23 protein-coding genes, 2 tRNA genes and 1 pseudogene are annotated in these 26,105 nt (G+C 66.2%); 15 read left to right on the top strand and 11 right to left on the bottom strand.

Features of this window, described 5'->3' with window-relative positions; genetic code table 11:
• Positions 1 to 8: 8 nt before the first annotated feature.
• Positions 9 to 545 (top strand): DapH/DapD/GlmU-related protein, encoded by a 537-nt coding sequence (locus E3O25_RS17745; protein WP_092109827.1) that lies wholly within the window; start codon positions 9 to 11, stop codon positions 543 to 545.
• On the opposite strand, the gene E3O25_RS04245 is transcribed toward E3O25_RS17745, so the two are convergent.
• The 8 genes from E3O25_RS04245 to E3O25_RS04210 all read right to left on the bottom strand — a co-directional run bounded on the left by E3O25_RS04245 (position 517) and on the right by E3O25_RS04210 (position 8,878).
• Positions 517 to 1,086: a YdcF family protein gene (locus E3O25_RS04245; RefSeq protein WP_092109829.1), complete on the bottom strand. Its 570-nt coding sequence runs from the start codon at positions 1,084 to 1,086 to the stop codon at positions 517 to 519. The genes E3O25_RS17745 and E3O25_RS04245 overlap by 29 nt on opposite strands.
• Positions 1,083 to 2,183: an acyltransferase family protein gene (locus tag E3O25_RS04240; RefSeq protein ID WP_166805964.1), complete on the bottom strand. Its 1,101-nt coding sequence runs from the start codon at positions 2,181 to 2,183 to the stop codon at positions 1,083 to 1,085. The genes E3O25_RS04245 and E3O25_RS04240 overlap by 4 nt, the downstream gene beginning before the upstream one ends.
• 4 nt (positions 2,184 to 2,187) lie before the next feature.
• Positions 2,188 to 3,042, bottom strand: a complete 855-nt coding sequence (locus tag E3O25_RS04235) for a hypothetical protein (RefSeq protein WP_134360540.1) — start codon at positions 3,040 to 3,042, stop codon at positions 2,188 to 2,190.
• A 77-nt stretch (positions 3,043 to 3,119) separates the two neighbouring features.
• Entirely contained in the window at positions 3,120 to 3,584 is a 465-nt protein-coding gene (locus E3O25_RS04230) for a VanZ family protein (RefSeq protein ID WP_092109835.1), read from the bottom strand.
• A 6-nt stretch (positions 3,585 to 3,590) separates the two neighbouring features.
• Entirely contained in the window at positions 3,591 to 5,084 is a 1,494-nt protein-coding gene (locus E3O25_RS04225; RefSeq protein ID WP_166805963.1) for an MFS transporter, read from the bottom strand.
• 67 nt (positions 5,085 to 5,151) lie between these two features.
• Positions 5,152 to 5,225 (bottom strand) — tRNA-Pro (locus tag E3O25_RS04220).
• 63 nt (positions 5,226 to 5,288) lie between these two features.
• Complete coding sequence (locus E3O25_RS04215; RefSeq protein WP_092109978.1) at positions 5,289 to 6,233, bottom strand: metallophosphoesterase; 945 nt, start codon at positions 6,231 to 6,233, stop codon at positions 5,289 to 5,291.
• 44 nt (positions 6,234 to 6,277) lie between these two features.
• Entirely contained in the window at positions 6,278 to 8,878 is a 2,601-nt protein-coding gene (locus E3O25_RS04210) for a transglycosylase domain-containing protein (RefSeq protein ID WP_241988492.1), read from the bottom strand.
• A gap of 71 nt (positions 8,879 to 8,949) precedes the next feature.
• Between E3O25_RS04210 and E3O25_RS16885 the strand changes: the two genes are divergently transcribed.
• Positions 8,950 to 9,117 (top strand): DUF4177 domain-containing protein, encoded by a 168-nt coding sequence (locus tag E3O25_RS16885; RefSeq protein WP_166787660.1) that lies wholly within the window; start codon positions 8,950 to 8,952, stop codon positions 9,115 to 9,117.
• A gap of 2 nt (positions 9,118 to 9,119) precedes the next feature.
• On the top strand, positions 9,120 to 9,590 hold the full coding sequence (locus tag E3O25_RS04205; protein ID WP_134360537.1) for a RidA family protein: 471 nt from the start codon (positions 9,120 to 9,122) through the stop codon (positions 9,588 to 9,590).
• Positions 9,591 to 9,755: 165 nt separating this feature from the next.
• Here E3O25_RS04205 and acs read toward each other — a convergent pair whose 3' ends face one another.
• Positions 9,756 to 11,729 carry an acetate--CoA ligase gene (gene acs / locus E3O25_RS04200; protein ID WP_092109843.1) on the bottom strand — a complete coding sequence of 658 codons (1,974 nt, stop codon included), beginning with the start codon at positions 11,727 to 11,729 and terminating at the stop codon, positions 9,756 to 9,758.
• Between the two features lie 404 nt (positions 11,730 to 12,133).
• Between acs and E3O25_RS04190 the strand changes: the two genes are divergently transcribed.
• The 5 genes from E3O25_RS04190 (at position 12,134) to E3O25_RS04170 (ending at position 15,583) form a co-directional block, all read left to right on the top strand.
• Positions 12,134 to 13,387, top strand: a complete 1,254-nt coding sequence (locus tag E3O25_RS04190) for a TadA family conjugal transfer-associated ATPase (RefSeq protein WP_370448717.1) — start codon at positions 12,134 to 12,136, stop codon at positions 13,385 to 13,387.
• Positions 13,387 to 14,466, top strand: coding sequence for a type II secretion system F family protein (locus E3O25_RS04185; protein WP_092109847.1), 1,080 nt, complete (start codon positions 13,387 to 13,389; stop codon positions 14,464 to 14,466). Before E3O25_RS04190 ends, E3O25_RS04185 begins: the two co-directional genes overlap by 1 nt.
• A 109-nt stretch (positions 14,467 to 14,575) precedes the next feature.
• Complete coding sequence (locus tag E3O25_RS04180; RefSeq protein ID WP_241983795.1) at positions 14,576 to 14,809, top strand: DUF4244 domain-containing protein; 234 nt, start codon at positions 14,576 to 14,578, stop codon at positions 14,807 to 14,809.
• A 25-nt stretch (positions 14,810 to 14,834) separates the two neighbouring features.
• Positions 14,835 to 15,194, top strand: a complete 360-nt coding sequence (locus tag E3O25_RS04175) for a TadE family type IV pilus minor pilin (protein ID WP_198410951.1) — start codon at positions 14,835 to 14,837, stop codon at positions 15,192 to 15,194.
• Positions 15,191 to 15,583, top strand: a complete 393-nt coding sequence (locus E3O25_RS04170; protein WP_134360535.1) for an Rv3654c family TadE-like protein — start codon at positions 15,191 to 15,193, stop codon at positions 15,581 to 15,583. The genes E3O25_RS04175 and E3O25_RS04170 overlap by 4 nt, the downstream gene beginning before the upstream one ends.
• Before the next feature lie 66 nt (positions 15,584 to 15,649).
• Here the strand turns inward: E3O25_RS04170 and E3O25_RS04165 are convergent, their stop codons facing one another.
• Positions 15,650 to 15,886: a hypothetical protein gene (locus tag E3O25_RS04165; protein WP_092109853.1), complete on the bottom strand. Its 237-nt coding sequence runs from the start codon at positions 15,884 to 15,886 to the stop codon at positions 15,650 to 15,652.
• A gap of 206 nt (positions 15,887 to 16,092) precedes the next feature.
• On the opposite strand from E3O25_RS04165, the gene topA reads away from it, so the two are divergent.
• From topA to E3O25_RS04135, 6 genes are all read left to right on the top strand, one after another.
• The gene (gene topA, locus E3O25_RS04160; RefSeq protein ID WP_092109854.1) at positions 16,093 to 19,125 is read left to right on the top strand and encodes a type I DNA topoisomerase; all 3,033 of its coding nucleotides are present in this window, start codon (positions 16,093 to 16,095) and stop codon (positions 19,123 to 19,125) included.
• A complete protein-coding gene (gene tmk / locus E3O25_RS04155; RefSeq protein WP_092109856.1) occupies positions 19,122 to 19,739 on the top strand; it encodes a dTMP kinase in 618 nt (205 codons plus the stop codon). The genes topA and tmk overlap by 4 nt, the downstream gene beginning before the upstream one ends.
• A gap of 71 nt (positions 19,740 to 19,810) precedes the next feature.
• A complete protein-coding gene (locus E3O25_RS04150) occupies positions 19,811 to 21,010 on the top strand; it encodes a DNA polymerase III subunit delta' (protein ID WP_092109858.1) in 1,200 nt (399 codons plus the stop codon).
• Between the two features lie 75 nt (positions 21,011 to 21,085).
• The gene (locus tag E3O25_RS04145; RefSeq protein WP_134360534.1) at positions 21,086 to 22,618 is read left to right on the top strand and encodes an alpha/beta hydrolase; all 1,533 of its coding nucleotides are present in this window, start codon (positions 21,086 to 21,088) and stop codon (positions 22,616 to 22,618) included.
• 127 nt (positions 22,619 to 22,745) lie between these two features.
• The gene (locus E3O25_RS04140) at positions 22,746 to 23,411 is read left to right on the top strand and encodes a TetR family transcriptional regulator (protein WP_092109861.1); all 666 of its coding nucleotides are present in this window, start codon (positions 22,746 to 22,748) and stop codon (positions 23,409 to 23,411) included.
• 46 nt (positions 23,412 to 23,457) lie between these two features.
• Positions 23,458 to 23,533 (top strand) — tRNA-Thr (locus E3O25_RS04135).
• A 174-nt stretch (positions 23,534 to 23,707) separates the two neighbouring features.
• Here the strand turns inward: E3O25_RS04135 and E3O25_RS04130 are convergent.
• Positions 23,708 to 24,693, bottom strand: a pseudogene (locus E3O25_RS04130) (DMT family transporter).
• Between E3O25_RS04130 and E3O25_RS04125 the strand changes: the two are divergent.
• Entirely contained in the window at positions 24,692 to 26,101 is a 1,410-nt protein-coding gene (locus tag E3O25_RS04125) for a PLP-dependent aminotransferase family protein (RefSeq protein ID WP_134360533.1), read from the top strand. The pseudogene E3O25_RS04130 and the gene E3O25_RS04125 sit on opposite strands and share 2 nt — an antisense overlap.
• Positions 26,102 to 26,105 lie beyond the last annotated feature (4 nt).

Raw genomic sequence — 26,105 nt, 5'->3', positions numbered from 1 at the left:
GTTCTCCGGTGAAATTGTCCCGCCTGACCTACAAGCTCCTGCGTCGTTCCCGAGGCCGGGTGTACGCCATGCGCACCCTGGGCGTTCGCATCGGTGACGGCTGCCGCATTCTGAGTGATATCGCCACGACCGAGCCGTGGCTTATCTCGGTCGGCGATCGAGTGACCATCAGCTCCGGGGTGACGTTCATCACCCACGACGGTTCCGGCTGGCTTTACCGGGACGAGCGCGGTCGCCGTTATCGGTTTGCGCCGATTCGGGTGGGCTCCGACGTCTTCATCGGTGCCGGCGTTACCGTGCTGCCGGGCGTTCGAATCGGGGACCGGTGCGTCGTCGGAGCTGGGTCGGTGGTCACCGCATCGATTCCGGACGGCACCATCGTGGCCGGCGTTCCGGCGCGGCCGATCAAGGAATGGCCCGAGTTTCATGCGGCGCTCGCCGCCTGGCCGGCTGAGGCCGACATGGTCGGCGCGACCTACCGTGAGCGGGTCGACTCGATCGCCGAGGGGTTTCTGGTCAACATGCGGGCGTGGCCACGGCCTTGATGAACCCGGCGCTCTGGTAGCCGAACTGGTAGGCCCACTTCAGCGGATCCATCGGCTGTCGGGCGCCGATCACGGCGAGCGACCCGGCGTAACACCGGCTGATCTGTACCCGGGCCCGGCTCACGTGGTAGCTCGAGGTGACCACGATCACCCGATTCCAGCCTCGCGCGGTCGCAAACACGGCAATCGCCTCGGCTTCACCGCGGGTCGTGGTCGGGTGGGGGTCGAAACAGTCGACCTCGATCGTGGTGCCCGGCACGGGCACCGGGCGAGCGCACAGATTCGCCGGGCGGGTGTCGCCGCCGAACGCATCCGAGATGAGGATGCGCCCGCTATAGCCCGCTGTGGCAAGGTCGACTGCCTTTGCCACCACGGCGGCGCTACCCAGGCCACCGAGCACGACGATCGCGTCGGCAGGCCGGGGCGGGTCTTCACGCGGAAACATCACCGTTCGGGTCGTAACAGCCAGCAGGCCCACGGCCAATAGCAGCAGACCGGTGAGTACCGTGAGCGCGCGCTGTCGGGGGCGCGACCTGCTCACTCGTTGCGCGGCAGCATCCGCTCTGCCGGGTGTGTCGATGCGGCCGCTGCCACCTCCGGCGCGCGCCCGGCGAACCAGGTTGGAACTGTGAACCCGTAACGAAGCACCGGCAGGTCGCGTACGAGGCGCCAGAGCAGCAGCGAGGCGGCGACAGCCCCGCCGGCGACGAGCACGGGCAGTGCCGGCCCGAGGCGGTCGAGCCAGGCCTCACCGCGGTACAGCAGCAGCAGGCTGGTGAAGGCTGAGACGAACAGAACGTGCACAACGTAGATCGGCAGGGTGTTGCGACCGACGTAGGCCAGCCCGTTCATGGCGCGAAAGCCGACCAGGAACCGGGCCACGAGAAGGCCGGCGCCGAGGGCGAGCAGGCTGACCAGCACGAGGGTTCCCGTGATGAACGGCACCCGCGCATCCACGGTGAGAATGACGCCGGCCAGCGCGAGGAAGGCCGCACCGAAACCGAGGCCCAGCCAGAGGGTTCCGAAGCGGCTGGGGCGGTTCACGAAGGCGAGGATCCATTCGCGCAGATAGCAGCCGAGCAGAAAGAACAGAAAGTAGCGGCCGATGCCGTTCCAGGCGATGTTGCCGGTGTCGGCGCGGGCGAAGAACAACACCGACAGCACGGCGGCGCCGCCGATCTGCACCCGCCAGTCGATGCGGCCACGCATGAGCTTGGCGGCCACGAAGAACAGGGCGAGCGCGTAGAGAAACCACAGGCCGTTACTGGGGCGCACCGGGGCGAGCAGCAGATCGATCGGGTTGGTTTCGTCGAAACCGGCCGGGTTGGGCAGCAGGGAGAAATACCCGAAGCGGATGACCGTCCAGACCAGCAAAGCCCAGACCAGCAGGCTCAGCCGGGTGCGCCACAGGTCGGGCCAGCTGCGCCGGACGACCGAGGCTGCGAACAGTCCGGAGGCGAGAAAGAACAACGGCATGCGAAACACGATGAACACGAGGTTGATCTTGTTCCACAGCTCGGGGGCCAGGCCGCTGAGCACGGTCCACTGCACCGCGTGCGCGAGGGCGACCAGCAGGATGGCGATGCCTTTGGCGCCATCAACCCAGTCGACCCGCGTCTGGTTCCCTACCCGGACCACTGCACTATGCAGACCACTGCGCAAAGGTCTTCATCATGTCCGTGTGGGCGAAGCCCGGTGTCTCATGGGCGAGGGTGTGGTACATGACCTGGGCGTCGGCGGCGACCGGCTTGATCTTATTGATCAGGGCGAGTCCGTTCTTGCTCGGAATGACCACATTGTCGGGGTGGGCGTCGTCCGAGACGAGCACCTTGACCCGACTGTTGGTCCACGGCGTTGCGCTGATGCGAGCCGGGTTGGTGCCCTTGATCAGGGTTTGGTTGTTGTCGTAGGCATCGCCGACGTGGGCTTGGTTCTTGGTGTCGTAGGCGTAGAGCCACTCGTTGTCGTACAGGGCGTTGACCATGTACAGGCCGCGAATGTAGGGGATCAGTTTCTTGCCGTAGGTGTAGCAGGCGAGGGATCCGCCGAATGACGTGGCCCGCAAAAAATTGCGGCGCACGGTGTAGAGCGAGTTTAGGTAGGTCCAGGCATTCTTCTGGGCGGTGGTGGCGATGGAATTGGTGTATTGGGTGCCGCCGGCATTGATGCAGATGGCGATGGTGTTCTGGTCGACGACGAGTTCACCGGGATACTTGAAGCCGCCGTTGAGGGCGTTGTGCGAGCTGGAGGCCGCGTGGTAGAACCACACCGCGCCCACCGAAGCGGTGGTGTTGCGAGAGATCGTCTGCGGAATGAACAGGCGGGCCCGATCACCGCCGATGTCCACCTCGATGTTGTCGTAGAGCTTCCTACCCTTCTGGGTGAGTACGTTCGACACGCGCGACACCTCTCCGGGCAGCTTCGGAGCGGTGGCAGCGAAAGCGGCCGGTGCGCCGAGCGCACCAAAACCGAGCGTGGCTGCACCAGCAGATGACAATGTGAGAAACTCTCGACGCTTCATTCTGCCGAAGGTAGCAGAGTCGATCACAGAGGTCCAACCCGGTTCTTGCGCAGCTAGGCTTCGTGCGGTGCCAGCCGCGGTCCCAGGGCCAGCCAAAGTACCCCGACCGCGAGGCCGGCACCGAGCAGCGCGCCGAGGCTGTTGGCGACAACGTCGTTGACCGTGGCAAACCGCTCCGGCAGAAAAAAGTGCTGGGCGAGTTCGATCACAGTACTCACCAGCGCGCCGCCCACCGGGCCGAGCCACCAGCGGCGAGCTCCAGCGAGCACGACGACGAGCAGGCCCACCGGAATGAACAGCGCGATGTTCGCCGTGAATTCAATGGACGGATAGTCCAGCCACGCCGGAATACCGTGAGCGTGCAGCCAGAGTACGAGCGTCGAAATCGACCCGTGCACGCCGCGATCGACGGGCGTCGGCCAGAAGGCGATCGCATTCAGGGCCACAACGTAAGCCAGCGCGAGCCAGAGAGCGGCCCGGCGCAGCAGTCCGTGCCGACGTCGACGAATCGCGGTCAACTCGGCCTACCCGTCGGCGGCGGCCGGGCCGTTGCCGACGACGCGCTTGGGCAGCGCGAACACCAGCACGAGAGCGATCACGGCGAACCCGGCGCTGACCGCCATTGCCAGGGTGGCGCTGTGCGTGAACGCGACAGCTAGGGCATCCGCTCCGGGGCCGGTCACCGTCAGCGAGCCGAAAAAGACGCTGCCGATCACGGCGATACCGACGGCGCTGCCGACGCGCTGCATGACGCCCACCACACCGCTCGCGCCGCCGGCCTCAGAGCGGTCGACGGTCGCGACGATGAACGACACGTTCGGGGCGATGAAGAGTCCGCTGCCGAGGCCGGCGATGAACAACGGCGGCAGGAGGTGCCAGTTGGTCAGGTCGCCCGGAGTGGTCAAGAGCATGACCAGCCAGATCCAGATCAGGCCGATCGTCACGAAGGTCACGCCGACCAGGAGCACCGAGCGCCCGAGCCGTTTGGCCAGCCGGTCGCTCTGGGAGGCCCCGAGTATGGTGCCGATGGCGAAGGGAATCGAGACGAGTCCAGACTCGAGAGCGCTGTGCCCCAACCCGGCCTGCCAGAGAATCGAGATGGTAAAGAAGATGCTGGTGAAAGCGGCAAAGTAGACCAGCGCGAGAATGACGCCACCGGTGAAGGCCGGGTGGGAGAACAGGTGCGGTGGCACGAGCGGGCTGCCGTCACGTTTGGCGACACTCACTTCCCAGGCGCCGAAAGCCACCACGAGCAGCGCACCGGCTGCGAGGGTGAGGAAGGTCCACAGCGGCCAGCCCTGGTCTTCGCCCTCGATGAGCGGCACCAGCAGTGCTACCAGACCGGCAGAGATGAGGACGAGGCCGAGCCAGTCGATGTTCGCCCGGGAGATCTGTGCTTTCCGGGGGAGAACTGCACCGGCGGGCAGGAGAAAAACCGTGGCGATGAGGGCCAGAATACCGATCGGCAGGTTCACCCAGAACACCAGCCGCCAACCGTCCGCGGCGCCGAAGGCCTCGATGATGAGCCCGCCGACGATGGGGCCGAGGGCGGTGGAGACTCCGATGACCGATCCCATGATCGCGAAAGCCTTACCGCGGGCCGCGGGCGGGAACATCAGCTGGATCACGGCGGTCACGGCCGGCACGAACATGCCGCCGGCCAGTCCCTGAACCACGCGGGCCACGATGAGCTGCAGGTCGTTCTGCGCGAGCCCACAGGCCAGGCTCGCCATTGTGAACAAGGCCAGTCCCGTGAAAAAGACCCATTTGTGACCGACGCGGTCGCCGACGCGGCCCGCCGGAATGAGCGCGAGGCCGAAGGCGAGGGCGTAGCCGGAGATGATCCACGACAGGGTGGCCTCGCTGGCGTCGAGACTCGTGCGAATACTGGGCAGCGCCACATTCACGATGGTCGTATCGAGCAGCGCCATGAACATGCCCGAGAGCAGCACGATCAGGGCCTGCCACGCCCGGCGCGGAACGAGCGGTGCGGTGGGGGTGGCGGGCGTAGAAGTCACAGGAGATCCTACAACGAAACCCCCACTCGGCTTGAGTGAGGGTTTCATTGTCGTGCTGCTACTGCTGTCGGGGTAACAGGATTTGAACCTGCGACCTCGTCGTCCCGAACGACGCGCGCTACCAAGCTGCGCCATACCCCGATGGCCCGTGGGCCTCAATCAGTATAGGCGCTCAACGTCCCTCACAACGAATTGAGCGGGCAGTTAGGCCGCGGTCAGCGTGAGCAGGGTCGCTTCGGGCGGGCAGGCGAAGCGTACCGGCGCATAAATGGAAGTACCGAGGCCGGCCGAGACGTTCAGAAATGCCGTGCGCAGGCCGTGGTTCCAGAGGCTCAACCCTTTCACCTGGCGGCGCGGAATATCGCAGTTGGTCACAAGCGCGCCGAAACCTGGCACGCAGACCTGACCGCCGTGGGTGTGCCCGGCCAGGATCAGCTGGGCGCCATGATTCACGAAAGAGTTCAACACCCGCTGATACGGGGCATGCGCGACGCCGACGGTAAGCGTGGAGCGCGGCGCCGCGGCTTGTTCCGGGTCGGGCCAGACGTCGTCGCCGAGCGGATCGTTCGCCCGCAGGTCATCGATCGCGCGCGTGATCAGGTCGAGCCGGTCCCGCCCGATGTGTGGGTCGTCGACACCGAAGAACTCCACGTGGGTGTCCTTCAGATCGAGCGCCTCGGCCGCATTGTTGATGTCGGTCCACCCCAGATCGGCGAACACCTGGCGGAGGGCGTCGGTGTCGAGCTCCTCCGGGCGAATTGTGCGCCGGCTGGACGGGCCGCCGAAGTAGGTGAACGGGTTCTTCAGTTGTGGTCCGACGTAGTCGTTGGATCCGTTGACGAACACGCCGGGAATACCGCGGAACGGTGCGAGGGCATACTCGATGCCCCTGACGCCGTCTTCGTGCCCGAGGTTGTCGCCGGTGTTCACGACGAGGTCGGGTTTCAGCGCGGCGAGGCTGCGCACCCACTCCTGCTTGTTCTTCTGCCACGGTGCCATGTGCAGGTCGGACAGGTGCAGCACGCGAATGGATGCTGAGTCCGGCGCGAGCACCGGAACGCTCACCTCACGCAGCGTGAACCGGGTGCGCTCCACGAGAGTGCCCCAGGCAAAGGCGGCGAGGCCGAGCGCGCCCGCCGCCGCGAGCATCGTGCCGACGAGCCGGCCGCCCTCGCCGGGCCGGCGAAGCGCGGTCACTCTTTGGGTTTCGTATCGGTTGCTGCGGGCGCCGTGTATTTGCCGATGACGATGGTCACGGCGTCGCCGGGGCGGCCAGCCGTGCCCTCGCCCGGCTGAACGGCGACAACCTTGCCGTTCTGCGCCTCGTCGAGGGTCGGCTCTTCGGTCTTGGCCACGGTGAAACCATAGGGGGCGCCGGTGAGCGTCGTTCGGGCATCCGCTTCGGACTTGCCGATGATTCCCTTGGGAATGACAACGCCGGTACCGTCGCTTGAGAAGGCCGTGATGGTGGCACCGCGAGTGGAAGCCGAACCACCCGCCGGGTCCGTGTTTGCCACGGTGCCGGCGGGCATTTCGGAGGTGGTCGCGCCGCCGTCGACGAACAGGAACCCGGCCGCCTCGAGAGTGGTCTTGGCCTCGGCCATGGACTTGCCGCGCACGTCGGGCACCGGAACGGACACTGCATTGATCACGTTGGACGAGGCTTCAGGGAAATCGTCCCCGCCGTACTTCGCGTTGGCGGCTGACATGACGACCGGCCAGATGCGGTGGCGCGCCGTGGAGCCATCCTTGCCGAACAGCCGGCCACTGTAGGTGCGCTGATTCTTCCAGTTCAAGCCGCCGACGTTGACCACGCCGACGACGGTGGCGACCTGGGTCGTGGCGCCACTCATCCAGGTGTCTTTGGCGGAGTCGGTGGTTCCAGTCTTACCGATCATGGGCAGCCGGGGTGAGGTATTGCCGTTGGATAAGCGGGCCGTTCCGCCTGTCATAACTGTTTGCATCGCGTGCTGCATGCCGGCGGCCACCGCGGGTTCGACCGATTGGGTGCAGGTCGACTTCGGAATCGGCATTTCGGTACCGTCAGAGCGGATCATCTTGGAGATGGCGACGGGGGTACATGTCATGCCATTGTTGGCGATGCCGGCAAAGGCCGCCGCCATCGTGAGCGGTGCGATTTCGTTGGTGCCGATCACCGATGCGGCGTTCTGGCCGAGCTCGCCGCCGTCGGCGCGGTGCACGCCGAAGTTCTCCGCGGTCTTGCGAATTCCGCAGAGGTCGAGCTTCTTGGCCATGCCGATGAAGCCGGTGTTGATGGAGTTGGTCGTGGACTGGAGGGCGGAATAGTTTGGGTTCGATTCGCTGCTGCCGCCGTCGTTTCGAGGGTTGAAAGGCGGCGTGTCGGAGTCATAGTTTTGCACGCCGAGGCAGCTGTCCTGAAAGTTGCCCCAGTTCGACTTGCGGCGGGAGTCGACGCGCTCGGTGAGCGCGTGGCCTTCCTTGAGCCACTCGGCCAGGGTGAACACCTTGTATGTTGACCCGGGCTGGAATCCGCGCGAACCGCCAAAGGCGAAGTCGGTGTTGTAGTTGATGCTCGTGTAGTTGGCACCGGTGGCCTGAACGTCCGGATCCTGGCTGTAGTCCTTGTTCTGGGCCATGACGAGAATGGCTCCGGTGCCGACCCTGACGCTCGACACGACGCCGCCGACGTTCCAATCGTTAACGACCTTGGGAACGTTCGCGTTCAGTGCAGCAACCGAGGTTGCCTGGAGGTCGAGGTCGAGGGTCGTATAAACGTCGAACCCGCCCTGGCTGAAGTTGGCCAGGCGCTCCTCTTCGGTCGCCCCGAAGGTCACATCGTTCTTAAGTACTCTGGTCACGTAGTCGCAGAAGAAGGCACTGTCTCCGGCGGTCTGGCAGCCGGTGCTCGGCACGGTGATGACGGGCTCGACCGGCGCGGCCACTGCGGCGTCGTAGTCGGCCTGGGCGATCTTGTCGTACTTCAACATCTCCTGAAGAATATAGTCGCGACGAAACTTATTGTCGGCGTAGCCATTGGCGGCACCGTTGGTTTCGCTGTCGGGGCGGTCGAGCTGAAACTTCACAGGGTTGTTCACGATCGCCACGAGACTCGCCGCCTGCGGCAGGGTCAGGGCCAGCGCCGTGGTGTTGAAGTAATAGTTGGCGGCGGCTTCGATGCCATACACCGTTCCGCCGTAGCCGGCGATGTTGAGGTAGCCGCGAAGAATGTCTGCTTTTTCGTACTTCTTCTCGATGCCGATGGCGAGGCGCATCTCGCGCAGCTTACGGTCAGCCGTCGGCTTGGTCGCGTCGGCGTAGCAAGCCTCGGCTGCGTCGGCGTCTGTCATGACCTCGCACTTTTGAATGAGTACGTTCTTCACGTACTGCTGGGTAATCGAGGAACCACCGCGGGTTTCACCGCCGGCCAGCGTCTGCACAGCGCCGTTGAAGCTCGACTGGATGTCGACGCCGCCGTGTTCCATAAAACGCGGGTCTTCACCGGCAATCGCGGCGTCCTTGGCGAACTGACTGATGGCGTCGGACGCGACGTCGACCCGGTTCTGCTCGTAGAACGAGGCGAGGAGTACGCGGGTGCCCACCGGGTCGGCGGCGTCGGTCGACGCGTAGATGTTGCTCTTCTGGGAGAGACGATCAATGGACAGGTACTCGGGCAGGCTGTCGAACACGTTGATGGTGTTCGTAGCGGCCATTCCCGACAGGGCAACGGCTGGGGCGACGGCGGCGGTCACGAGAATGCCGGCGACGGCACTCATTCCGACGAGACCCAGGAAACCCCCCAGAGCCCCGCTCACGGTTCGATTTTTGGCAGACATACACTTGAGCGTAAGCGACAAATCTGAATGCCCGCCTCGATAGGAGTCACATGCCCGCCTGGGAATACCTCACAACGCCGTTGATGATCCACAATACGGCCGCCATTTTGAACAACTGGGGCACTGACGGGTGGGAACTCGTGCAGGTGGTACCCGGCCCCGAAGGTGGCCTCGTTGCCTACCTGAAACGCCCGCTCGCCGCCAAGGAAGACGCATAACCGTGTCAAAGATCGAAGCCCGCCTGGCCGAACTGGGCCTTGAGCTGCCCAATGTCGTTCCGCCGGTCGCGGCGTACCTGCCCGCCGTGATCAGCAACGGATTCGTCTACACCGCCGGGCAGCTGCCGATGGTGTCGGGCGCACTGCCCGCCGCCGGCAAGGTCGGTGATGGCCACGGCCTTGTTCCCGCCGCCAACGCCCAGGAGTACGCCCGTACCTGCGCACTCAACGGTCTCGCCGCGATCAAGAGCGTGATCGGGTCGCTCGACCGCATCACCCAGGTGGTCAAGGTCACCGGCTTCGTCGCCTCCGACCCGTCGTTCACCGGCCAGCCGACCGTCGTCAACGGCGCCTCCGACGTGCTTGTCGACATCTTCGGCGACATCGGCCGTCACGCACGGTCCGCCGTCGGGGTTGCCGTGCTGCCGCTTGACGCCCCGGTCGAAATCGAGTTCGTCGTCGCCTTCGCGTAACCCGTTCGTAACTCCTGCAATTCGGGACGGCCGCGCGGAGCATCCGCTGAAAATCAAGGCTCTCGCTGAGCCAGGCCACGAATTGCAGGAGTTATGCGCACCGGCGTGAAGAAACAGTTGAGGCCGCTCCCTTTCGGAGAGCGGCCTCAACTGGTATCTGGCTTGCTACTTCTTCATCTGCGACGTGATGGTGTTCATCACCATGGTGTCGGCGAGGGTCGTCACGTCGCCGACGTCGCGCCCTTCGGCCGCGTCGCGCAGCAGACGCCGCATGATCTTGCCCGAGCGGGTCTTCGGCAGCTCGTCGACGATGTAGATGTCGCGCGGGCGGGCGATGGCACCGATCTGCTGGGCCACGTGCGCTCGCAGAATGCCCACGATGTCCTCGTGCGAGGCGATCTCAGCCTGGCTGAACTTGATCACCACGAACGCGACGACCGCCTGACCGGTGGTCTCATCGGCGGCGCCGACCACGGCGGCTTCGGCTGTGAGGGAGTGCGCCACGAGGGACGACTCGATCTCGGCGGTGGACAGGCGGTGACCCGACACGTTCATGACGTCGTCGACGCGGCCGAGCAGCCAGATGTCACCGTCGTGGTCGAGCCGAGCGCCGTCGCCGGCGAAGTACAGCGGGCCGTCCTTCGCGCCCGTGGTGCCCTCGAACTTGTCCCAGTAGGTCTCCTTGAAGCGTTCGGGGTCGCCCCAGATGCCGCGGAGCATGGCCGGCCAGGGCTGGGTGACCACGAGGAGTCCGCCGTTGCCGTGGCCAACGTGCTGGCCGTCATCGTCGAGCACGTCGATGGTGATGCCCGGCACCGGAACCTGGGCGGCGCCCGGCTTCGTCTCGGTGAGCCCGGCGAGGGCCGAGACCATGATTGATCCGGTCTCGGTCTGCCACCAGGTGTCGACGATGGGAGTGAGATTGCTGCCGATGACCTCGCGGTACCACATCCAGGCCTCGGGGTTGATGGGCTCACCCACCGAGCCGAGCACGCGCAGGCTTGACAGGTCGAACTTCTGCGGAATCTGGCGGCCGAGTTTCATGAACGTGCGGATGGCGGTCGGCGCTGTATACAGAATCGAGACCTTGTACTTTTCGATGATTTCCCACCAGCGGCCGGTGTGCGGGGAATCGGGAGTGCCCTCGTAGAGCACCTGGGTGGCACCGTTGGCGAGCGGTCCGTAGACCACGTAGCTGTGTCCGGTGATCCAGCCGACGTCGGCGGTGCACCAGTACACATCCGTTTCAGGTTTGAGGTCGAAGACGTTCTGGTGGGTGAACGCGTTCTGCGTCAGGTAGCCGCCGCTGGTGTGCAGAATTCCTTTGGGCGCACCGGTCGTGCCCGATGTATACAGAATAAAGAGCGGGTTCTCGGCCGGGAAGGATTCAGCTTCGTGCTCGGGAGACGCTGTTTCCATGGCGTCGGACCACCACACGTCGCGGTCGTTCCACTGCACGTCCTGGCCGGTGCGCTTGACCACGAGCACGTTCTTCACCGACGAGTCGTTGCTCTGCAGGGCAGCGTCCACGGCCGGCTTCAGGGCACTGATCTTACCCTTGCGGTAGCCGCCATCGGCGGTGATGACGAGCACGGCGTTGGCGTCGTCGATGCGTGAGCGCAAGCTCTCCGCGCTGAACCCGCCGAAGATGACCGAGTGCACGGCGCCGATGCGGGCCACGGCGAGCATGGAGATGACGGCTTCGGGAATCATCGGCAGGTAGACAGCCACGCGGTCACCGGCCGTGACGCCGAGCCCGAGCAGTACGTTGGCGGCTTTTTTGACCTCGGTGGTCAGTTCGGCGTAGGTATAGCTGCGCGAATCGCCGGGCTCCCCCTCGAAGTAGAGCGCGACGCGGTCGCCGTTGCCGGCCAGAACGTGGCGGTCGAGGCAGTTGTAGGCGACGTTGAGTTCGCCGTCTTCGAACCACTTTGCGAACGGGGGATTCGTCCAGTCGAGGGTCTTGGTGAATGGCTTGTGCCAGTGCAGCAGATTTCTGGCCTGATCAGCCCAAAATGTGGCCGGATCTTTCTGTGCGTCGGTGTACAGGTCGGGTGTCGCTGCTGTCTGTGCGGCGAATTCGGGAGTGGGCGCGAATCGACGCGATTCGTGCAGGAGGGTGTCAATTTTAACCGTCATATGTGTAATTCGCTCCTTTGCGGTACGTGCATGCAGGACATTGCCAGCTCACCTGAACCCTACCGGTCCGGGTCATTTTCTGTATACACAAACGAAATACTGAGAAATGGGCCCCCGTTTCAGGGACATTTTCTACCCCCCAGGCGAGTGTCCTCCCAAATGAGGACATTGGACTTGCAATTTGGTCGCAGCTGCGTAAACTGAAACACGTCTGAACGAAAGTTTTGACCAGCACCGCGTACGGTTCCCCCCAATCTGCGTGGTGCTAGGCGGCACCTGTTCCCCCCAATAGGTGCCGCCCCTTCTTTTTAATTGGGCTCCTCCCCAGGCCTGCTGGCGGGCGGGTTCTGCACAAATTCTGCGGCGGCAGCAGAGGCGTGGCCGCCTGGCCGTAGCGTCGAAGCATGGGCCAGCCCTTCGTCGCCGTTCCCTCCTACGCCGTCCCGGTCGAGTCGCCGCGGTCAGATCCTGGCACGCCGCCGTCGACCGGTGCGCCCCCTGCTGCACTACCGCCCGCGAACACCGCTCGACATCGCACGGCGACCACGCTTCACGTTGAAGCGAGCGTGGTCGATCCGACCGCGCCTGAACCGACCGCGCCTGAACCGACCGCGCCTGAACCGACCGCGCCTGAACCGACCGCGCCTGAACCGACCGCGCCTGAACCGGCCGCGCCTGAACCGACCGTGCCTGAACCGGCCGCAGCCGGCAACGAACGCATGAATGTGCGCGCACTCGGACCCCTCGCCAGCTACGCCGCACACCCCGACACGACCGACCTGTTCGTCAACGGCGACTCGGGACTGTGGATCGATGCCGGGCGCGGTCTCTCGTTCGCGCCCGCATGGCAGTTCGGCGAGGCCGCGGTGCGGGAGTTGGCTGTGCGGCTGATCGCGCTCGGCGGCCGGCACATCGACGAGGCGAGCCCGTGCGTCGACGTGCGTCTGGCCGACGGCATCCGCGTGCATGCCGTGCTGCCGCCGGTGTCGAGTACGGGAACGCTGCTCTCCATTCGGCTGCCGCACGCCGCCGACCGGAGCCTCGCTGCGCTCGCTGATGCTGGTTTGTTCGGCGTGGGGGAGGCATCCGCTGCGCAGTTGAACCGACTGCTCAAAGCGGTACGGGATCGCCAGAATATTCTCATCACCGGTGCAGCCGGGAGCGGGAAGACTACCCTGCTCGCCGCACTGCTCGGCGAAGCGCCGGCCCACGAACGCATCGTCGCGATCGAAGATGTGGCCGAGCTGCGCATCCGGCATCCGCACGTGGTCGCGTTGGAGGCCCGGCAGGCTAATTTGGAGGGAGCCGGGCGCATCGGCCTCGAGGCGCTGTTGCGCGAAGCGCTGCGCATGCGGCCGGATCGTCTCGTGCTGGGCGAGTGCCGCGGATCGGAGATTCGGGAGTTGCTCGCCGCCCTCAACACCGGGCACGACGGGGGAGCCGGCACTCTGCACGCGAATTCGCTCGAAGATGTTCCGGCCCGGTTGGAAGCGCTCGGTTCTCTTGCCGGGATGAGCGCCGCGGCCGTAGCCCGGCAGACGGTGAGCGCGATCGGATTGGTGCTGCATCTGGAGCGTGTCGACGGGGAGCGAAGGCTCGAAGCGGTCGGTCGGTTCACCCTCAACGGCCGGGACCGGCTGTCGATCGAGGCGGCCTGATGCCGGTGGAGGCCGTGCGGCCACTCGAAGAAGTCGCGGCGGTCACCCAGCGGCTCGCGGTGTTGCTGTCGGCCGGTGTCTCTCCGGTGTCGGCCTGGGGGTATCTCATGCCGGTTCGGGAGAAGACGGCGGGTCCGGGGGCCGAGCCGATCACGCCCACGCGGAGGGGCGCCTCACCGCCGAGCCCAACTGATTCGACGACCACGGGCATCCTGCGGGCTGCAGCCAGGGCGGCGTCCCGCGGCGATAGTGTGGCCGACGCGATCGCCGGCCAGGCGCGCCGCCAAGCGAGAGAGCGCCCGTCGTCCGGCGGCGGGCGGCGGGCGCCACGGTCGGCCCGCACCGGGCGAAGGGGCGAAGCGCCCGGGCAGACTGAGCGCGCGTGGCTCGGACTCGCCGCGGCGTGGCAGGTGGCGACCCAGACGGGCGCCCCGCTCGCCGGATGCCTGCGCGAGCTCGCCGCGTCGCTGCGCGACCTCGCTCAGGTGCAGCGCGACCTGGAGGTGGCTCTGGCTGCTCCGCGAGCGACGGCCCGGCTGGTCATGGTGCTGCCGGTGATTGGCGTTCTGTTCGGCAGTCTGATGGGGTTCGACTCCCTGCACACCCTGTTTGCGACTGTGCCGGGGCTGGTCTGCCTCGGTGGTGGCGCACTGTTGATGCTCGCTGCTGCGAGTTGGAGCCGCGCGCTCGTGGGCCGGGCGGCTCCGACGGAGCTGACCCCCGGGCTGCGCCTCGAGCTCATGGCGATTGCCATGTCCGGCGGCGGGTCGGTGGACCGTTCGCGCGCGCTCGTGCATGCCGCAGCACGGCGCTACGGCATCACCTCCGCGAGCGATGTCGATCCGATTGAGCGGGTGCTCGCCCTGTCGATGCGCGCGGGGGTTCCCGCCGCGGAATTGCTGCGCAGCGAGGCCGAACAGCTGCGTCGTGATGCCCGCAGTGCTGGAGCGCGCCGGGCCGCGACGCTCTCGGTGACGCTGATGCTGCCACTCGGCCTGTGCGTGCTGCCCGCGTTCATGCTCGTTGGGGTGGTGCCGCTGCTGATCAGCGTGCTGTCCTCCACCCTCACGACGTTCTGAAGTTTTCCACAGATGAGCAACTGCCGCGGCGCCGGCGAGCACACCGGAGCAGAGTGATCGTGCTCGTGCCGCCCAACCCGCGTCGATGGACGCCGAAGGAGACGAGTCTGTGTATACAAAGATGGCTGCACCCGCCGTGCCCGCTGTGCCCGCTGCATCCGCTGTCACCGGCCGCACTGCGCTGAGGCGTCTGGCCGACGAGGCCGGAGCCGCCACCGCGGAATACGTTGTGGCCACGATGGCCGCGGTCGGATTTGCCGGGCTGCTTATTGTCATTCTGCGCAGCGATGAGGTGCGGGGAATGCTCACCGATCTGGTGCGTCGTGCTCTCAGCATCGGGTAGCCGGGGTCCTCGAAGGCTTCGGGAACTGTGGGGCCATCCGGATATTGTCGGGCTTCGCGCTGCTCGGGGCAGCACGACGGCCGAATTCGCCACCGCCTTGCCGGCGATCGTGCTCGTTCTGGCCTGTTGTCTCGGCGCCGTTCAGGTGGTGGGCGTGCAGGTGCGGTTGACGGATGCGGCCGCCAGCGCAGCGCGCGCGCTCGCCCGAGGTGAGAGTGCGGGGCGGGCTTCCGGCCTCGTGCAGAGTGCGGTCACCGGGGCGAGACTGTCGTCGGATCGTCGCGGGGAGTTCGTCTGCGCCCGCGTCAGGGCGCAGGGGTTGCCGGGAATATTCGCGGTCCTAACCCTCGAAGCGCAATCCTGCGCCCTGGCCGGCGGCTTATGAGTGAGAAAGACCACCGCTCGACGGCCGGTACGGCCGAGGTCCCGCCTGCCGAGCGCGGAGCGGGCTCGATCCTCGCCCTCGCGGTGCTCGCGGGCACCGTGCTGCTGACCACCCTGGTCGTGTCGATCCTCGGGCTGCTGGCCGTCGGTCGATCCGTCGCGAGCGCGGCCGACGCGGCCGCTCTGGCTGCCGCCGACACCGCTTCCGGTGCGATCGCGGGCTACCCCTGCGCGGCAGCGGATGCCGCGGCCGCCCTGAACGAGACGGCCGTCACGCGCTGTGCGGTGACGGGGCTGATCGCATCCGTTTCGGTGCGGCGTCGGGTGAACGGCATCGACATCACCGCGAGCGCCAGGGCCGGGCCGCCGCCGGAGGTACCAGCTGAATGAAGCAGTCCGGATGAGCGCGCTGATGAACCGACCGGCTGAAGCAATCGGATGGACTAGTGGGGCGAACTAGGAGAGGAGAACCTCGAGGTAGCGGTACTCGACCGCGGTCGGGCGGCCGGGCGAGTCGGAACCCTCAAACTCGAGGCCAGCGCCGCGCGCGTACAGGTAGCGCTTGCCGGAGTCGGCCGGAATCTCGATGCGGGGTTGCGGATCGCCCGAGTCGAGGAAGGTTGTCGTGATTGTCTTGCCCTGAAGGGGCCCATCCGTCAACTTCGCGGTGTATGTGGCCGTCGTTGTACCCATGGGTCTATTCTGCACTTGGGCGGGCAAACAGCAAGGGCTTGGGATTGTTGTCGTGCATGCTCTGAGCGAACTGGGCGATGGCTGGGAGCGCCGTGTGCGCCGCCGGGACGCGCCGAGGAGAACCTGTCGATAGGCGCGCATTCCATTCCGGTGTGTATGGTGTGCCTTGGCCCATCATGTGGCCACTACGTATAAAGAGGAGTCTGGTGCCAGGCACTAAGAAGCTGGTCATTGTTGAATCACCGACCAAGATGAAGTCGATTGCCGCATATCTCGGCGACGGCTATGAAGTTTTGTCTTCGGTCGGTCACATTCGCGATCTGATCGAGCCGAAAAACCTGCCGCCCGAGCTCAAGAAGGGTGCGCTCGGCCGGTTCTCGGTCGATGTCGACAACGGTTTTGAGCCGTACTACGTGGTGAGCGACGCCAAGAAGAAGACTGTCAGCGAACTCAAGCGGGCCCTGAAGAATGCGAACGAACTCCTGCTCGCAACTGATGAGGACCGCGAGGGCGAGGCCATTGCCTGGCACCTGCTGCAGGTCTTGCAGCCCAAGGTTCCGGTCAAGCGCATGGTGTTCCACGAGATCACCAAAGACGCCATCCTCGCCGCCAAGGACAACACGCGAGAGCTCGACACCGCTCTCGTCGACGCGCAGGAGACCCGGCGTATCCTCGACCGCATCTACGGCTATGAAATCTCTCCGGTCTTGTGGCGCAAGGTCGGCCCGGGCCTGTCCGCTGGCCGCGTGCAGAGCGCTGCGACCCGCCTGGTTGTCGACCGGGAGAAGGAGCGCCTCGCGTTCGTCTCCGCCGGCTACTGGGATCTGCTGGCGCGACTGGCGGCATCCGCTGCAGAAACCGACCAGGCGTTCGACGCGAAACTCGTGCGCCTGAACGGTGAGCGCATCGCCACCGGTGGCGACTTCGACGATTCCGGTGCGCTCAAGCCGACCGTGAAGGCCGTCACCCTCGACGCCGCCGCCGCGCACGCCCTGACGACCGCGCTGCAGAGCCCCGGCGTGAAGCTCAAGGTCACCAAAGTCACCTCCAAGCCGTACCGTCGCAGCCCTGCCGCACCCTTCACCACGTCGACCCTGCAGCAGGAAGCGGCGCGCAAGCTGCGCTTCACCGCCCGCCAGACCATGAGCGTGGCCCAGTCGCTTTACGAAAACGGCTACATCACCTATATGCGTACCGACTCGCCGTCGCTCGGGCAGCAGGCCCTGACCGCTGCCCGCACGCAGGCAGCAGCGCTGTACGGCGCCGAGACGGTTCCGGATGCCCCGCGCGCCTACAAGGGCAAGAGCAAGAATGCGCAGGAAGCTCACGAGGCCATCCGCCCGTCCGGCGACACCTTCCGCACCCCGGCTTCGCTCGCGTCGAGCCTGCGCGGCAATGATTTCAAGCTCTACGACCTGATCTGGAAACGCACCGTCGCCTCACAGATGAAGGACGCCACCGGTTCGACCGCCTCCGTGACCATCGCGGCCGGTCCGACCGGCACGTCCGAGCACGCGTCGGCGTCGGGCGCGCTCGCCGAATTCTCGGCCAGTGGAACGGTCATCACCTTTCGCGGTTTCATGCTCGCCTACGAAGAGTCCAAGGATGAGGAGCGCAACGCGTCAACGGACGCGACCGAGTCGAAGCTGCCGCCGCTCGAGGAGGGGCAGAGCCTGGCTCTGCTGGACCTCGAAGCCAAGGGCCACGAGACCACTCCGGCGGCCCGCTACACCGAGGCCAGCCTGGTCAAGAAGCTCGAAGAGCTCGGCATCGGCCGCCCCTCAACCTTCGCATCGATCATCTCCACCATCACCGAGCGCGGCTACGTCACGCCGCGCGGTCAGTCGCTCGTGCCCAACTGGATCGCCTTCTCGGTCGTGCGCCTGCTCGAAGAGTTCTTCGGCGACCTGGTTGAATACGACTTCACCGCCGAGATGGAGGACGACCTCGACCGCATCGCCGGCGGTGAAGCCAACCGTCTGGACTGGCTCAACAGCTTCTACTTCGGCAGCGACAAGCACCGCGGGCTGCGCCAGGTCATCGACAACCTCGGCGAGATCGACCCGCGCGTCATCAATTCGGTCGCGATCAGCGACGACATCACACTGCGCATCGGCAAGTATGGCCCCTACCTCGAGGTCAACGACCCCGACGCGGCAGCGGATGCCCCGCCCCGCCGCGTGAACATTCCGCCGGAACTCGCGCCCGATGAACTGACCGCGGCCAAGGCCAGGGAACTCATCGATGCCCCGGTCGTCACCGACCGCGTGATCGGCGTCAACCCGGAGAACGGCAAGGAGATCGTGGCGAAAGACGGTCGGTTTGGGCCGTACGTCACCGAGCTCGCCTCGGCCCCGACTGAACCCGTCATTCCGGTCGTGGCGTCCGCCGCGGTAGAAACGATCGACCCCGCGACCGGCGAGGTCACCAGTTCTCCCGCAGCGTTGGCCAAGCCGAAGCGCAAGCCGGCCGTGAAGAAGGTGGCCGCTGCGGACAAGCCGCGCACAGCATCCATTTTCAAGTCAATGGACCTGGCCACCGTGGACCTCGAAACGGCGCTGCGCCTGCTCGCCCTGCCGCGCGTCGTCGGCCTCGACCCGGAGACCGGCACCGAGATTCTGGCCCAGAACGGTAAATTCGGCCCGTACCTGAAGAAGGGCATCGACACCCGGTCGCTCACGAGCGAAGACCAGATCTTCGACATCGACCTGCCGGGTGCGATCGAGTTGTACGCGCAGCCGAAGTACGGCGCCCGTCGGGCGTCGAGTGCCCTCAAGGAATTCGAGGCACCCGACCCCGAAAGCGGCAAGGCGATCAAGATCAAGGACGGCCGATTCGGTGCCTATGTGACCGACGGGGTCACCAACGCGACGATTCCCAAGTCGGAGGACATCGAGGAGATCGACTTCGATCGGGCCGTGCAGTTGCTCGCGGACAAGCGGGCCAAGGGCCCGGCTGCGCCCCGTAAGAAGGCGCCGGCCAAGAAGGCGGCCGTTAAGAAGCCCGCCGTCAAAAAGGCTCCGACCGCCGCTGCGAAAGCGGCCACCGCAAAAAAAGCGGCCGCGACCCGGGCCGCGAACGCGGCAGCCAAGGCAGCGTTGGCCGGCACGCCCCTGCCGGTGAAGAAGGCAGCGGTCAAGAAGGCGGCCGTGAAGAAGCCCGCCGTCAGGAAGCCCGCAGCGAAGAAGACGGCCAGCTCGGCGGCTGACTCCGCCGCCACGACGACGATCGCGCCGTGACCGGTCTGTTCATCACCCTCGAGGGCGGGGACGGGTCGGGTAAGACCACCCAGGCGCAGCTGCTCACCGAATGGCTCGAAGAGCGGGGGCGCACGGTTGTGCGCACCCGCGAGCCCGGCGGAACGGATGTCGGCGTCGAGATTCGGCAGATCGTGCTGCACCATCGTGGTGAGGTCGACCCGCGCGCCGAGGCGCTGCTGTATGCCGCGGACCGGGCTCAACACGTTGGCACCAAGCTGCGGCCCGCGCTCGCCCGCGGCGACGTGATCGTGCAGGATCGCTACCTGGATTCCTCGGTCGCGTACCAGGGTGCCGGGCGCGTGCTCGGCGCCACCGAGGTGCGCGACCTGTCCCTCTGGGCCGCCGAGGGGCTGCTGCCCGACCTGACCGTGCTGCTCGACCTCGACTCGCAGGCCGCCCGGGCCCGGCTGGATGCCGACGATAAGGTCTTCGACCGGCTCGAGGCGGAAAAAGACGACTTTCATTCCCGCGTGCGGGCGGCGTTCCTCGACTTGGCCGACGCCGAGCCCGACCGGTTCCTGGTAGTGGATGCTGCCGCTCCCATCGCCGAGATCGCCGCCACCATCCGCGCCCGGGTGGTCCCCCTCCTCTAACCTTCCGGGCCCGGTTGGGAGAAGGCGCACCGAGGACACGGCCTGTCGGCGGGGCGGGTTACCCTTGACTCATGGCAGTGTGGGACAACCTAACGGGACAGGCCGACGCAATCGCCATCTTCCGGGCGGCCGCCGAGCGGGTACCTTCCTCAGCAACGCATGGGGCAGCGGACGCCGGTGGCACCGTCACCACCGCCGAGTCCACCTCCATGACGCACGCCTGGCTCATCACCGGCCCGCCCGGCTCCGGCCGCTCGAATCTCGCCTTCGCGTTTGCGGCGGCGCTGCTCAGCCCGGGCACGCCCGCCGAAGACCTCGCGGCCGCCCGCCAGGTCGACGCGCGAACCCACCCCGACCTCAGCGTGCTCACCACCGAGGGCGTCATCATCAAGATGGAATCGGTCAAGGAGGCCGTCGCCCGCTCGCAATACTCGCCCTCGGTCGGTCGCTATCGCGTCGTCGTCGTCGAAGACGCCGACCGCATGGTCGAACGCACCTCGAACGTGCTGCTGAAAGCCCTTGAAGAGCCGCCCGAACGCACCGTGTGGATTCTCTGCGCACCGAGCGAAGCCGACCTGCTCCCCACCATCCGCTCCCGGGTGCGCACCGTACGCCTGCGCGTACCGAGCGTGGCCGATGTTGCCGACCTGCTCGTGCGGCGCAATGGCGTCGACCCGGTCATCGCCGAACTCAGCGCCCGCCTCGCCCAGAGCCACATCGGCATGGCCAGGCGTCTGGCGACCAACGCCGACGCGCGGGCGCGACGCGAGGAGACGCTGCGCACCGCGCTGGGCATCCGCTCGGTGTCGGCGGCCGTCAACGCGGCGGCGCGGCTGCTCGCAATCGCCGGTGACGACGCCAAGGCGATCACGCTCGAGCTGGATGCCGCCGAGCGCGATGGCATGTTGCGCTCGCTCGGGGTCGAGGCCGGCCAATCCGTTCCTCCGGGGCTGCGCAGCCAGATCAAGGCGCTCGAAGACGACCAGAAACGTCGAGCTGTGCGCAGCCTCCGCGACGGCATTGACCGTATCCTGGTTGACCTGGCTTCGCTCTATCGCGATGTCATGATGGTGCAGCTGGGCCGCGACCAGGCCGTGATCAACCTCGAACTGCTCGCCGAACTGCGCACCGCGAGCACGGCCAGCGCCCCCGCAGCGACGGTCGCCACGATGGATGCCATCGCGGTGGCCCGCCAGCGCATCCAGGGCAACGTTGCTCCGGCCCTCGCCCTCGAGGCGATGCTCGTCTCGGCGATCCGCCGCCCGAAGTGACAACAAACGCAGAGACTCCCAGCCACCGTCGGTAGCCTGAACCGCAGCATCCGCTCGCCATGAAAGAGGAACCCGTTGAACCGCAAGACCCGCGCTACCAGTGCCACGGCCGCAGCCCTGGCACTCACTCTCGCTCTCAGCGGATGCGCCTCCCTCTTTTCGCAGGACGCCGGCCCCGCCCAGTCCACCCCCACCAACGAACAGGTACGCAACGAGCTCGCCCCGTTCTACAGCCAGGTGCTGCAGTGGGAAGACTGCGGCGACGGCCTGCAGTGCACCGACGCCACCGCCCCGCTGGACTACTCCGACCCGGCTTCCGGTGACGTGTCACTCGCCCTGGTTCGCCACGTCGCCACCGGTGACCGGATCGGATCGTTGCTGGTGAATCCGGGCGGACCGGGCGGTTCCGGTTACGATTTCATCAAGGATTCCCTCGACTACGCCACCGATGCCACCCTGCAGGCAAGCTTCGACGTCGTCGGGTTCGACCCCCGTGGTGTGGGCCGCTCCACGGCGGTCTCCTGCTACGACTCGGCCGACATGGACGAATACCTCTACGGACTGACGACCGCAGAACGCGGAACGGATGCCTGGATCGCCGAACTGGCGGCGTCCTCCGAGGCGTTCGCGGCGGCCTGCGCTGAGCAGACCGGGCCGCTGCTCGGTACGGTCGACACCCAGAGCGCCGCCCGCGACCTAGACCTGCTGCGCGCGGTGCTCGGCGACACCCACCTAAATTATCTCGGTTTCTCCTACGGCACCTACCTCGGAGCGACCTACGCCGAGCTCTTTCCCGAGAAGGTCGGCCGCCTCGTGCTCGATGGCGCCGTCGACCCCTCGACCAGTAATTTCGAGGTGACCAAGACGCAGGCGGTGGGCTTCGAGAATGCGCTTCGCGCCTACCTCGCCGACTGCCTGGCCGGGCAGGACTGCCCGTTCCGCGGCAGCGTTGACAGCGCGATGACCACGATCGGCGCACTGCTGGAATCGGTGGACGTGAGCCCCATCACGGCCGCTGACGGCCGTCAGCTGGGTGCCAACGCACTGCTCACCGCGATCATCTACCCGCTCTATCAGGCGACCGCGTGGCCGCAACTGAGCACCATGTTCGACACCGTGCTGCGCGGCAGCGCCGCCGCAGCGTTCCAGTTCGCCGACGCCTACAACGGTCGCGATGACAGCGGTAACTACACCGACAACTCGACCGAATCGATCATGGCCATCAACTGCATCGACTACGCCTACAACGCCGACCCGACCGTGATGCGCGCGCAGGCCGCCGAGCTCGATGCCGCGGCCCCGGTGATCGGCCGGTTCATGAGCTTCGGTGACATCGGCTGCGCCGACTGGCCGTACAAATTCACCGGAGACCGCGCCGAGATCCACGCGGCCGGTGCTGCACCCATTCTCGTCGTCGGCACCACCAACGACCCGGCTACCCCGTACGTCTGGGCGCAGCAGCTAGCCGAACAGCTCGAGCGCGGCAGCCTCGTGACCTACACCGGTGAGGGCCACACCGCGTACAACAAGTCGAACTCCTGCGTGAACGACGCGGTTGATTCCTATCTCGTCGATGGAATCGTGCCGGCGGCCGACCCCCAGTGTTAGTCGAACCCAGTGTTAGTCGACCCCCAGTGTTAGTCGAACCCAGTGTTAGTCGACAGCAGTGCTAGTAGAGCAGCAGTGCTAGTAGAGCAGCAGTGCCAGCAGTGTGCACGCTGTGAAATAATTGGGCATGCCGATCGAAACTGAAGCGCCGGGGCTGCGCGAGCGTAAACGCCTCGCCACCCGACGGGCCATCCAGCACGCCGTGCTGACCCTGTCCCGAGAGCGGGGCATCGACCACGTCACCGTTGAGGACATCAGCCGGGTCGCCAACGTGTCGCCGCGCACCTTTTTCAACTACTTTCCCTCAAAAGACGCGGCGCTGATCGGGGACGCGCCGGGACTGGCATCCGCTGACGATATCGAGGCCTTCGTCGCCGGAGCGCCCGACAGCGATGTGCTCGCCGACCTCGCGGTGCTGCTCTCCAAGAGCCTGCAGCGCACCGAGGAAGACCGTGAGATCCACCAGCTGCGCCGCTCGGTCATGAAGGAGAACGCGTACCTGTTCGGTATGCGCATGGCCACCCTGCGCGACTTCGAAGACCAGCTGCAGCAGATCATTGAGAAACGCTTCAGAGCGGATGCCGCCGCTCGCGCCCCCGAAACCGCCCTCGCCGCTCGCGGAGACGATCCCGCCGAGCTGAACCAACGCGCCCTGCTGTTCACCCTGGTGGCCGTGGCCGCTATCCGCCACGCCTGGCGATGCTGGGCAGAGGGCGACGGTGCGAGCCCATTGTCGGAGCGTGTGAACGCCTCATTCGCCGAGGTGTACAGAATCACCCGGAGAAACGACTAGGCTTGGCTGCTGTGTCACCGAGTGCCTTATGGGGCGCTCTGGTATCGCCGCCTTAGCTCAGTTGGTAGAGCATCTCACTCGTAATGAGAAGGTCGTCAGTTCGATTCTGACAGGCGGCTCCACTAATACTCCTGGTCAGGTGGGGTTTCTAAGACCGTCTCAGCGGTGTGTTGCGCCGAATTTGCCCACAAGTCCAACACTCATGTGATTTTCGGTTTTTGCGGGCAGTCTCCACGCGTCCAACCACTGACCTAGCTCCGCGAGCCCCGCCCCAACCGTGAGTGCAGGGCGGCTCGTCAGGACTCATCGTCACGGTCTGGAGCGGAGGCTGTCGGCCGGACGCGGCCCAGGCGTGTTCGCACGGCGATCCCGGCGCAGAGGATGACGGCGATGCCGCCGATGACGGTCTGCCAGGTGAGCTGCTCGTGGAGGATCAGTGCGGCCCAAAGGATACTGAGGACGGGTTGGGTGAGTTGTACCTGGCTGACTTGAGCCATGGGCCCGATGGCCAGCCCGCGATACCAGGCGAAGAATCCCAGGAACATGCTCACCACGCCGAGGTAGGCGAAGGCCGCCCATTGGGTGGGCGTGCCGGTGGGTGGCTGGTCGACGAGGGCGAATGCGGTCAGGGTGATCATGAGGGGCGCGGCCAGAACGAGGGCCCACGATACGGTTTGCCACGCTCCGATCGCGCGCGCGAGCAGGCCGCCTTCGGCATAGCCGATCGCCGCGGCTGCGACGGCACCGAACAGGAGCAGATCTGACCAGTGCAAGCGGATGCTTCCCCCTCCTTGCATGGATGCAAAGGCCACGGCCACCAGCGCTCCGACGGCGGCCATGATCCAGAACGGGAGCAGTGGTCGCTCTTTGCCGCGGAGGACAGCCATGACGGCCGTTGCGGCTGGCAGGAGCGCGATGACCACGGCGCCGTGGCTGGCCGACGTCGTCGTGAGGGCAAAGGACGTCAGGAGGGGGAAGCCGACGACGACACCGCCAGCGACGACGGTCAAACGAAACCATTGAATGCCCTGCGGAAGGCAAACCATTGAATGCCCTGCGGAAGGCGTTGCCGCGTGATGCTCAGAGCGGCCGCGGCGAGCACGGCAGCGATGACGGCGCGGCCGGATCCGATGAACAACGGGGACATGCTTTCGACGGCCACGCGGGTGAACGGTACGGTGAAGGAAAACGCGGCGACACCGAGCAGCCCCCAGGCGAGGCCAGCCCGGGAGGGGGATAGCGGTGTGGGCATCCGCTTGATAGCGCTACTATCATATGACATGGATAACGATAGCAGTTTTCGGATCGCGGCCGCACTGCGCGAGTGGATTGCTGGTCGCGCGCCGGGCGCCCGGCTGCCTACCAGCCGGATGCTCGTCGCCGAGTACGGGGCGAGCCCGGTGACGGTGCAGAAAGCTCTGCGCACCCTCGTGGCGCAGGGACTGATTGAAACCCGGCCAGGGGCCGGCACCTTCGTTCGCGCGGTACGGACCGCTCGCCCGCTCGATTTCAGCTGGCAAACCGCCGCCATGCGTTCACCGAGCAGCCACCTCGGCGGTTTGAGTCCCGCGCTGCGTGCCGCGCAGCAAGGAAGCATTGCTCTGCATTCCGGGTATCCCGACCGGGAGCTGTTGCCGGAACGTTTGGTGCGGTCAGCGCTGGCTCGCGCGGCCCGAAGCGAGGCGGCGCTGACGCGTTCACCGGTCGCGGGCCTTCCGGAGCTGCAGTCCTGGTTCGCTCAAGAGCTTGGCTCCGCGACACCGGTCGGTGTGACTCCGCCCCTGCCGAGCGATGTCATCGTGCTGCCTGGAAGTCAAAGTGGCCTGGCCACGATCTTCCGTGCCCTGGTCACCGCTGGGCAGCCGCTGCTGATGGAATCGCCCACGTACTGGGGAGCGATCCAGGCTGCCGCCCAAGCCGGCATCGACGTGGTCCCGGTTCCCTCGGGACCCGAGGGGCCCGATCCCGACGAGCTCGCTCGGGCGTTCCAGGAAACCGGCTCACGGGTCTTCTACGCCCAGCCCACCTATGCGAACCCGACGGGCGCGCAGTGGTCAGAGTCCACCACGACGCAGATCCTCGACGTCGTTCGCGAGCACGGCGCCTTCTTGGTCGAAGACGATTGGGCCCATGACTTCGGCATCGAAACCGACCCGCATCCTGTCGCCGCGCGCGATGACGCCGGCCATGTGGTCTATGTGCGATCCCTCACGAAGAGCGTCTCACCGTCGCTTCGCGTGGCGGCAATTATTGCCCGCGGTCCCGCCAAGGAACGCATCTTGGCCGACCGCGGGGCGGAGTCCATGTACGTCAGCGGGATACTTCAGGCCGCAGCGCTCGACGTCATTACGCAGCCGGGGTGGCAAACCCATCTGCGCAACCTTCGCCCGCAACTGCGGGCACGCCGAGACCTGTTGCTGACGAGTTTGCGCGAACACGCTCCCGACGCCCACATCACCGCCGTTCCAGCGGGTGGTCTCAACCTGTGGGCGCGCCTGCCGGACGGGACCAACCTTGACCGTCTGGTCGCAGACTGCGAAGCCGCCGGGGTGCTGATCGCTGCCGGCTCGAGTTGGTTCCCGGCCGAGGCCGCCGGCCCATTCATCAGGCTCAACTACTCCGGGCCGAACCCAGGGGCATTCACCGATGGCGCCCGCATCATCGGCCGAGCACTCTTGTCCAACCACTAACAGT

Origin of the sequence: Cryobacterium sp. TMT1-3 (assembly GCF_004402315.1) — a bacterium.
GTDB classification, from domain to species: Bacteria; Actinomycetota; Actinomycetes; order Actinomycetales; family Microbacteriaceae; genus Cryobacterium; species Cryobacterium luteum.
This window is presented reverse-complemented; position numbering and strand designations above follow the sequence as displayed.

Excerpts from the sequence above, each read along its gene's own strand:
- E3O25_RS04215 (WP_092109978.1), bottom strand. The coding sequence starts at position 6,233 with ATGCTCGCGGCGGCGGGCGCGCTCGGCCTCGCCGCCTTTGCCTGGGGC.
- E3O25_RS16885 (WP_166787660.1), top strand. The coding sequence starts at position 8,950 with ATGCCCGCCTGGGAATACCTCACAACGCCGTTGATGATCCACAATACG.
- acs (WP_092109843.1), bottom strand. The coding sequence starts at position 11,729 with ATGACGGTTAAAATTGACACCCTCCTGCACGAATCGCGTCGATTCGCG.
- E3O25_RS04190 (WP_370448717.1), top strand. The coding sequence starts at position 12,134 with ATGGGCCAGCCCTTCGTCGCCGTTCCCTCCTACGCCGTCCCGGTCGAG.
- E3O25_RS04185 (WP_092109847.1), top strand. The coding sequence starts at position 13,387 with ATGCCGGTGGAGGCCGTGCGGCCACTCGAAGAAGTCGCGGCGGTCACC.
- E3O25_RS04170 (WP_134360535.1), top strand. The coding sequence starts at position 15,191 with ATGAGTGAGAAAGACCACCGCTCGACGGCCGGTACGGCCGAGGTCCCG.
- E3O25_RS04165 (WP_092109853.1), bottom strand. The coding sequence starts at position 15,886 with ATGGGTACAACGACGGCCACATACACCGCGAAGTTGACGGATGGGCCC.
- E3O25_RS04150 (WP_092109858.1), top strand. The coding sequence starts at position 19,811 with ATGGCAGTGTGGGACAACCTAACGGGACAGGCCGACGCAATCGCCATC.
- E3O25_RS04140 (WP_092109861.1), top strand. The coding sequence starts at position 22,746 with ATGCCGATCGAAACTGAAGCGCCGGGGCTGCGCGAGCGTAAACGCCTC.
- E3O25_RS04125 (WP_134360533.1), top strand. The coding sequence starts at position 24,692 with ATGGATAACGATAGCAGTTTTCGGATCGCGGCCGCACTGCGCGAGTGG.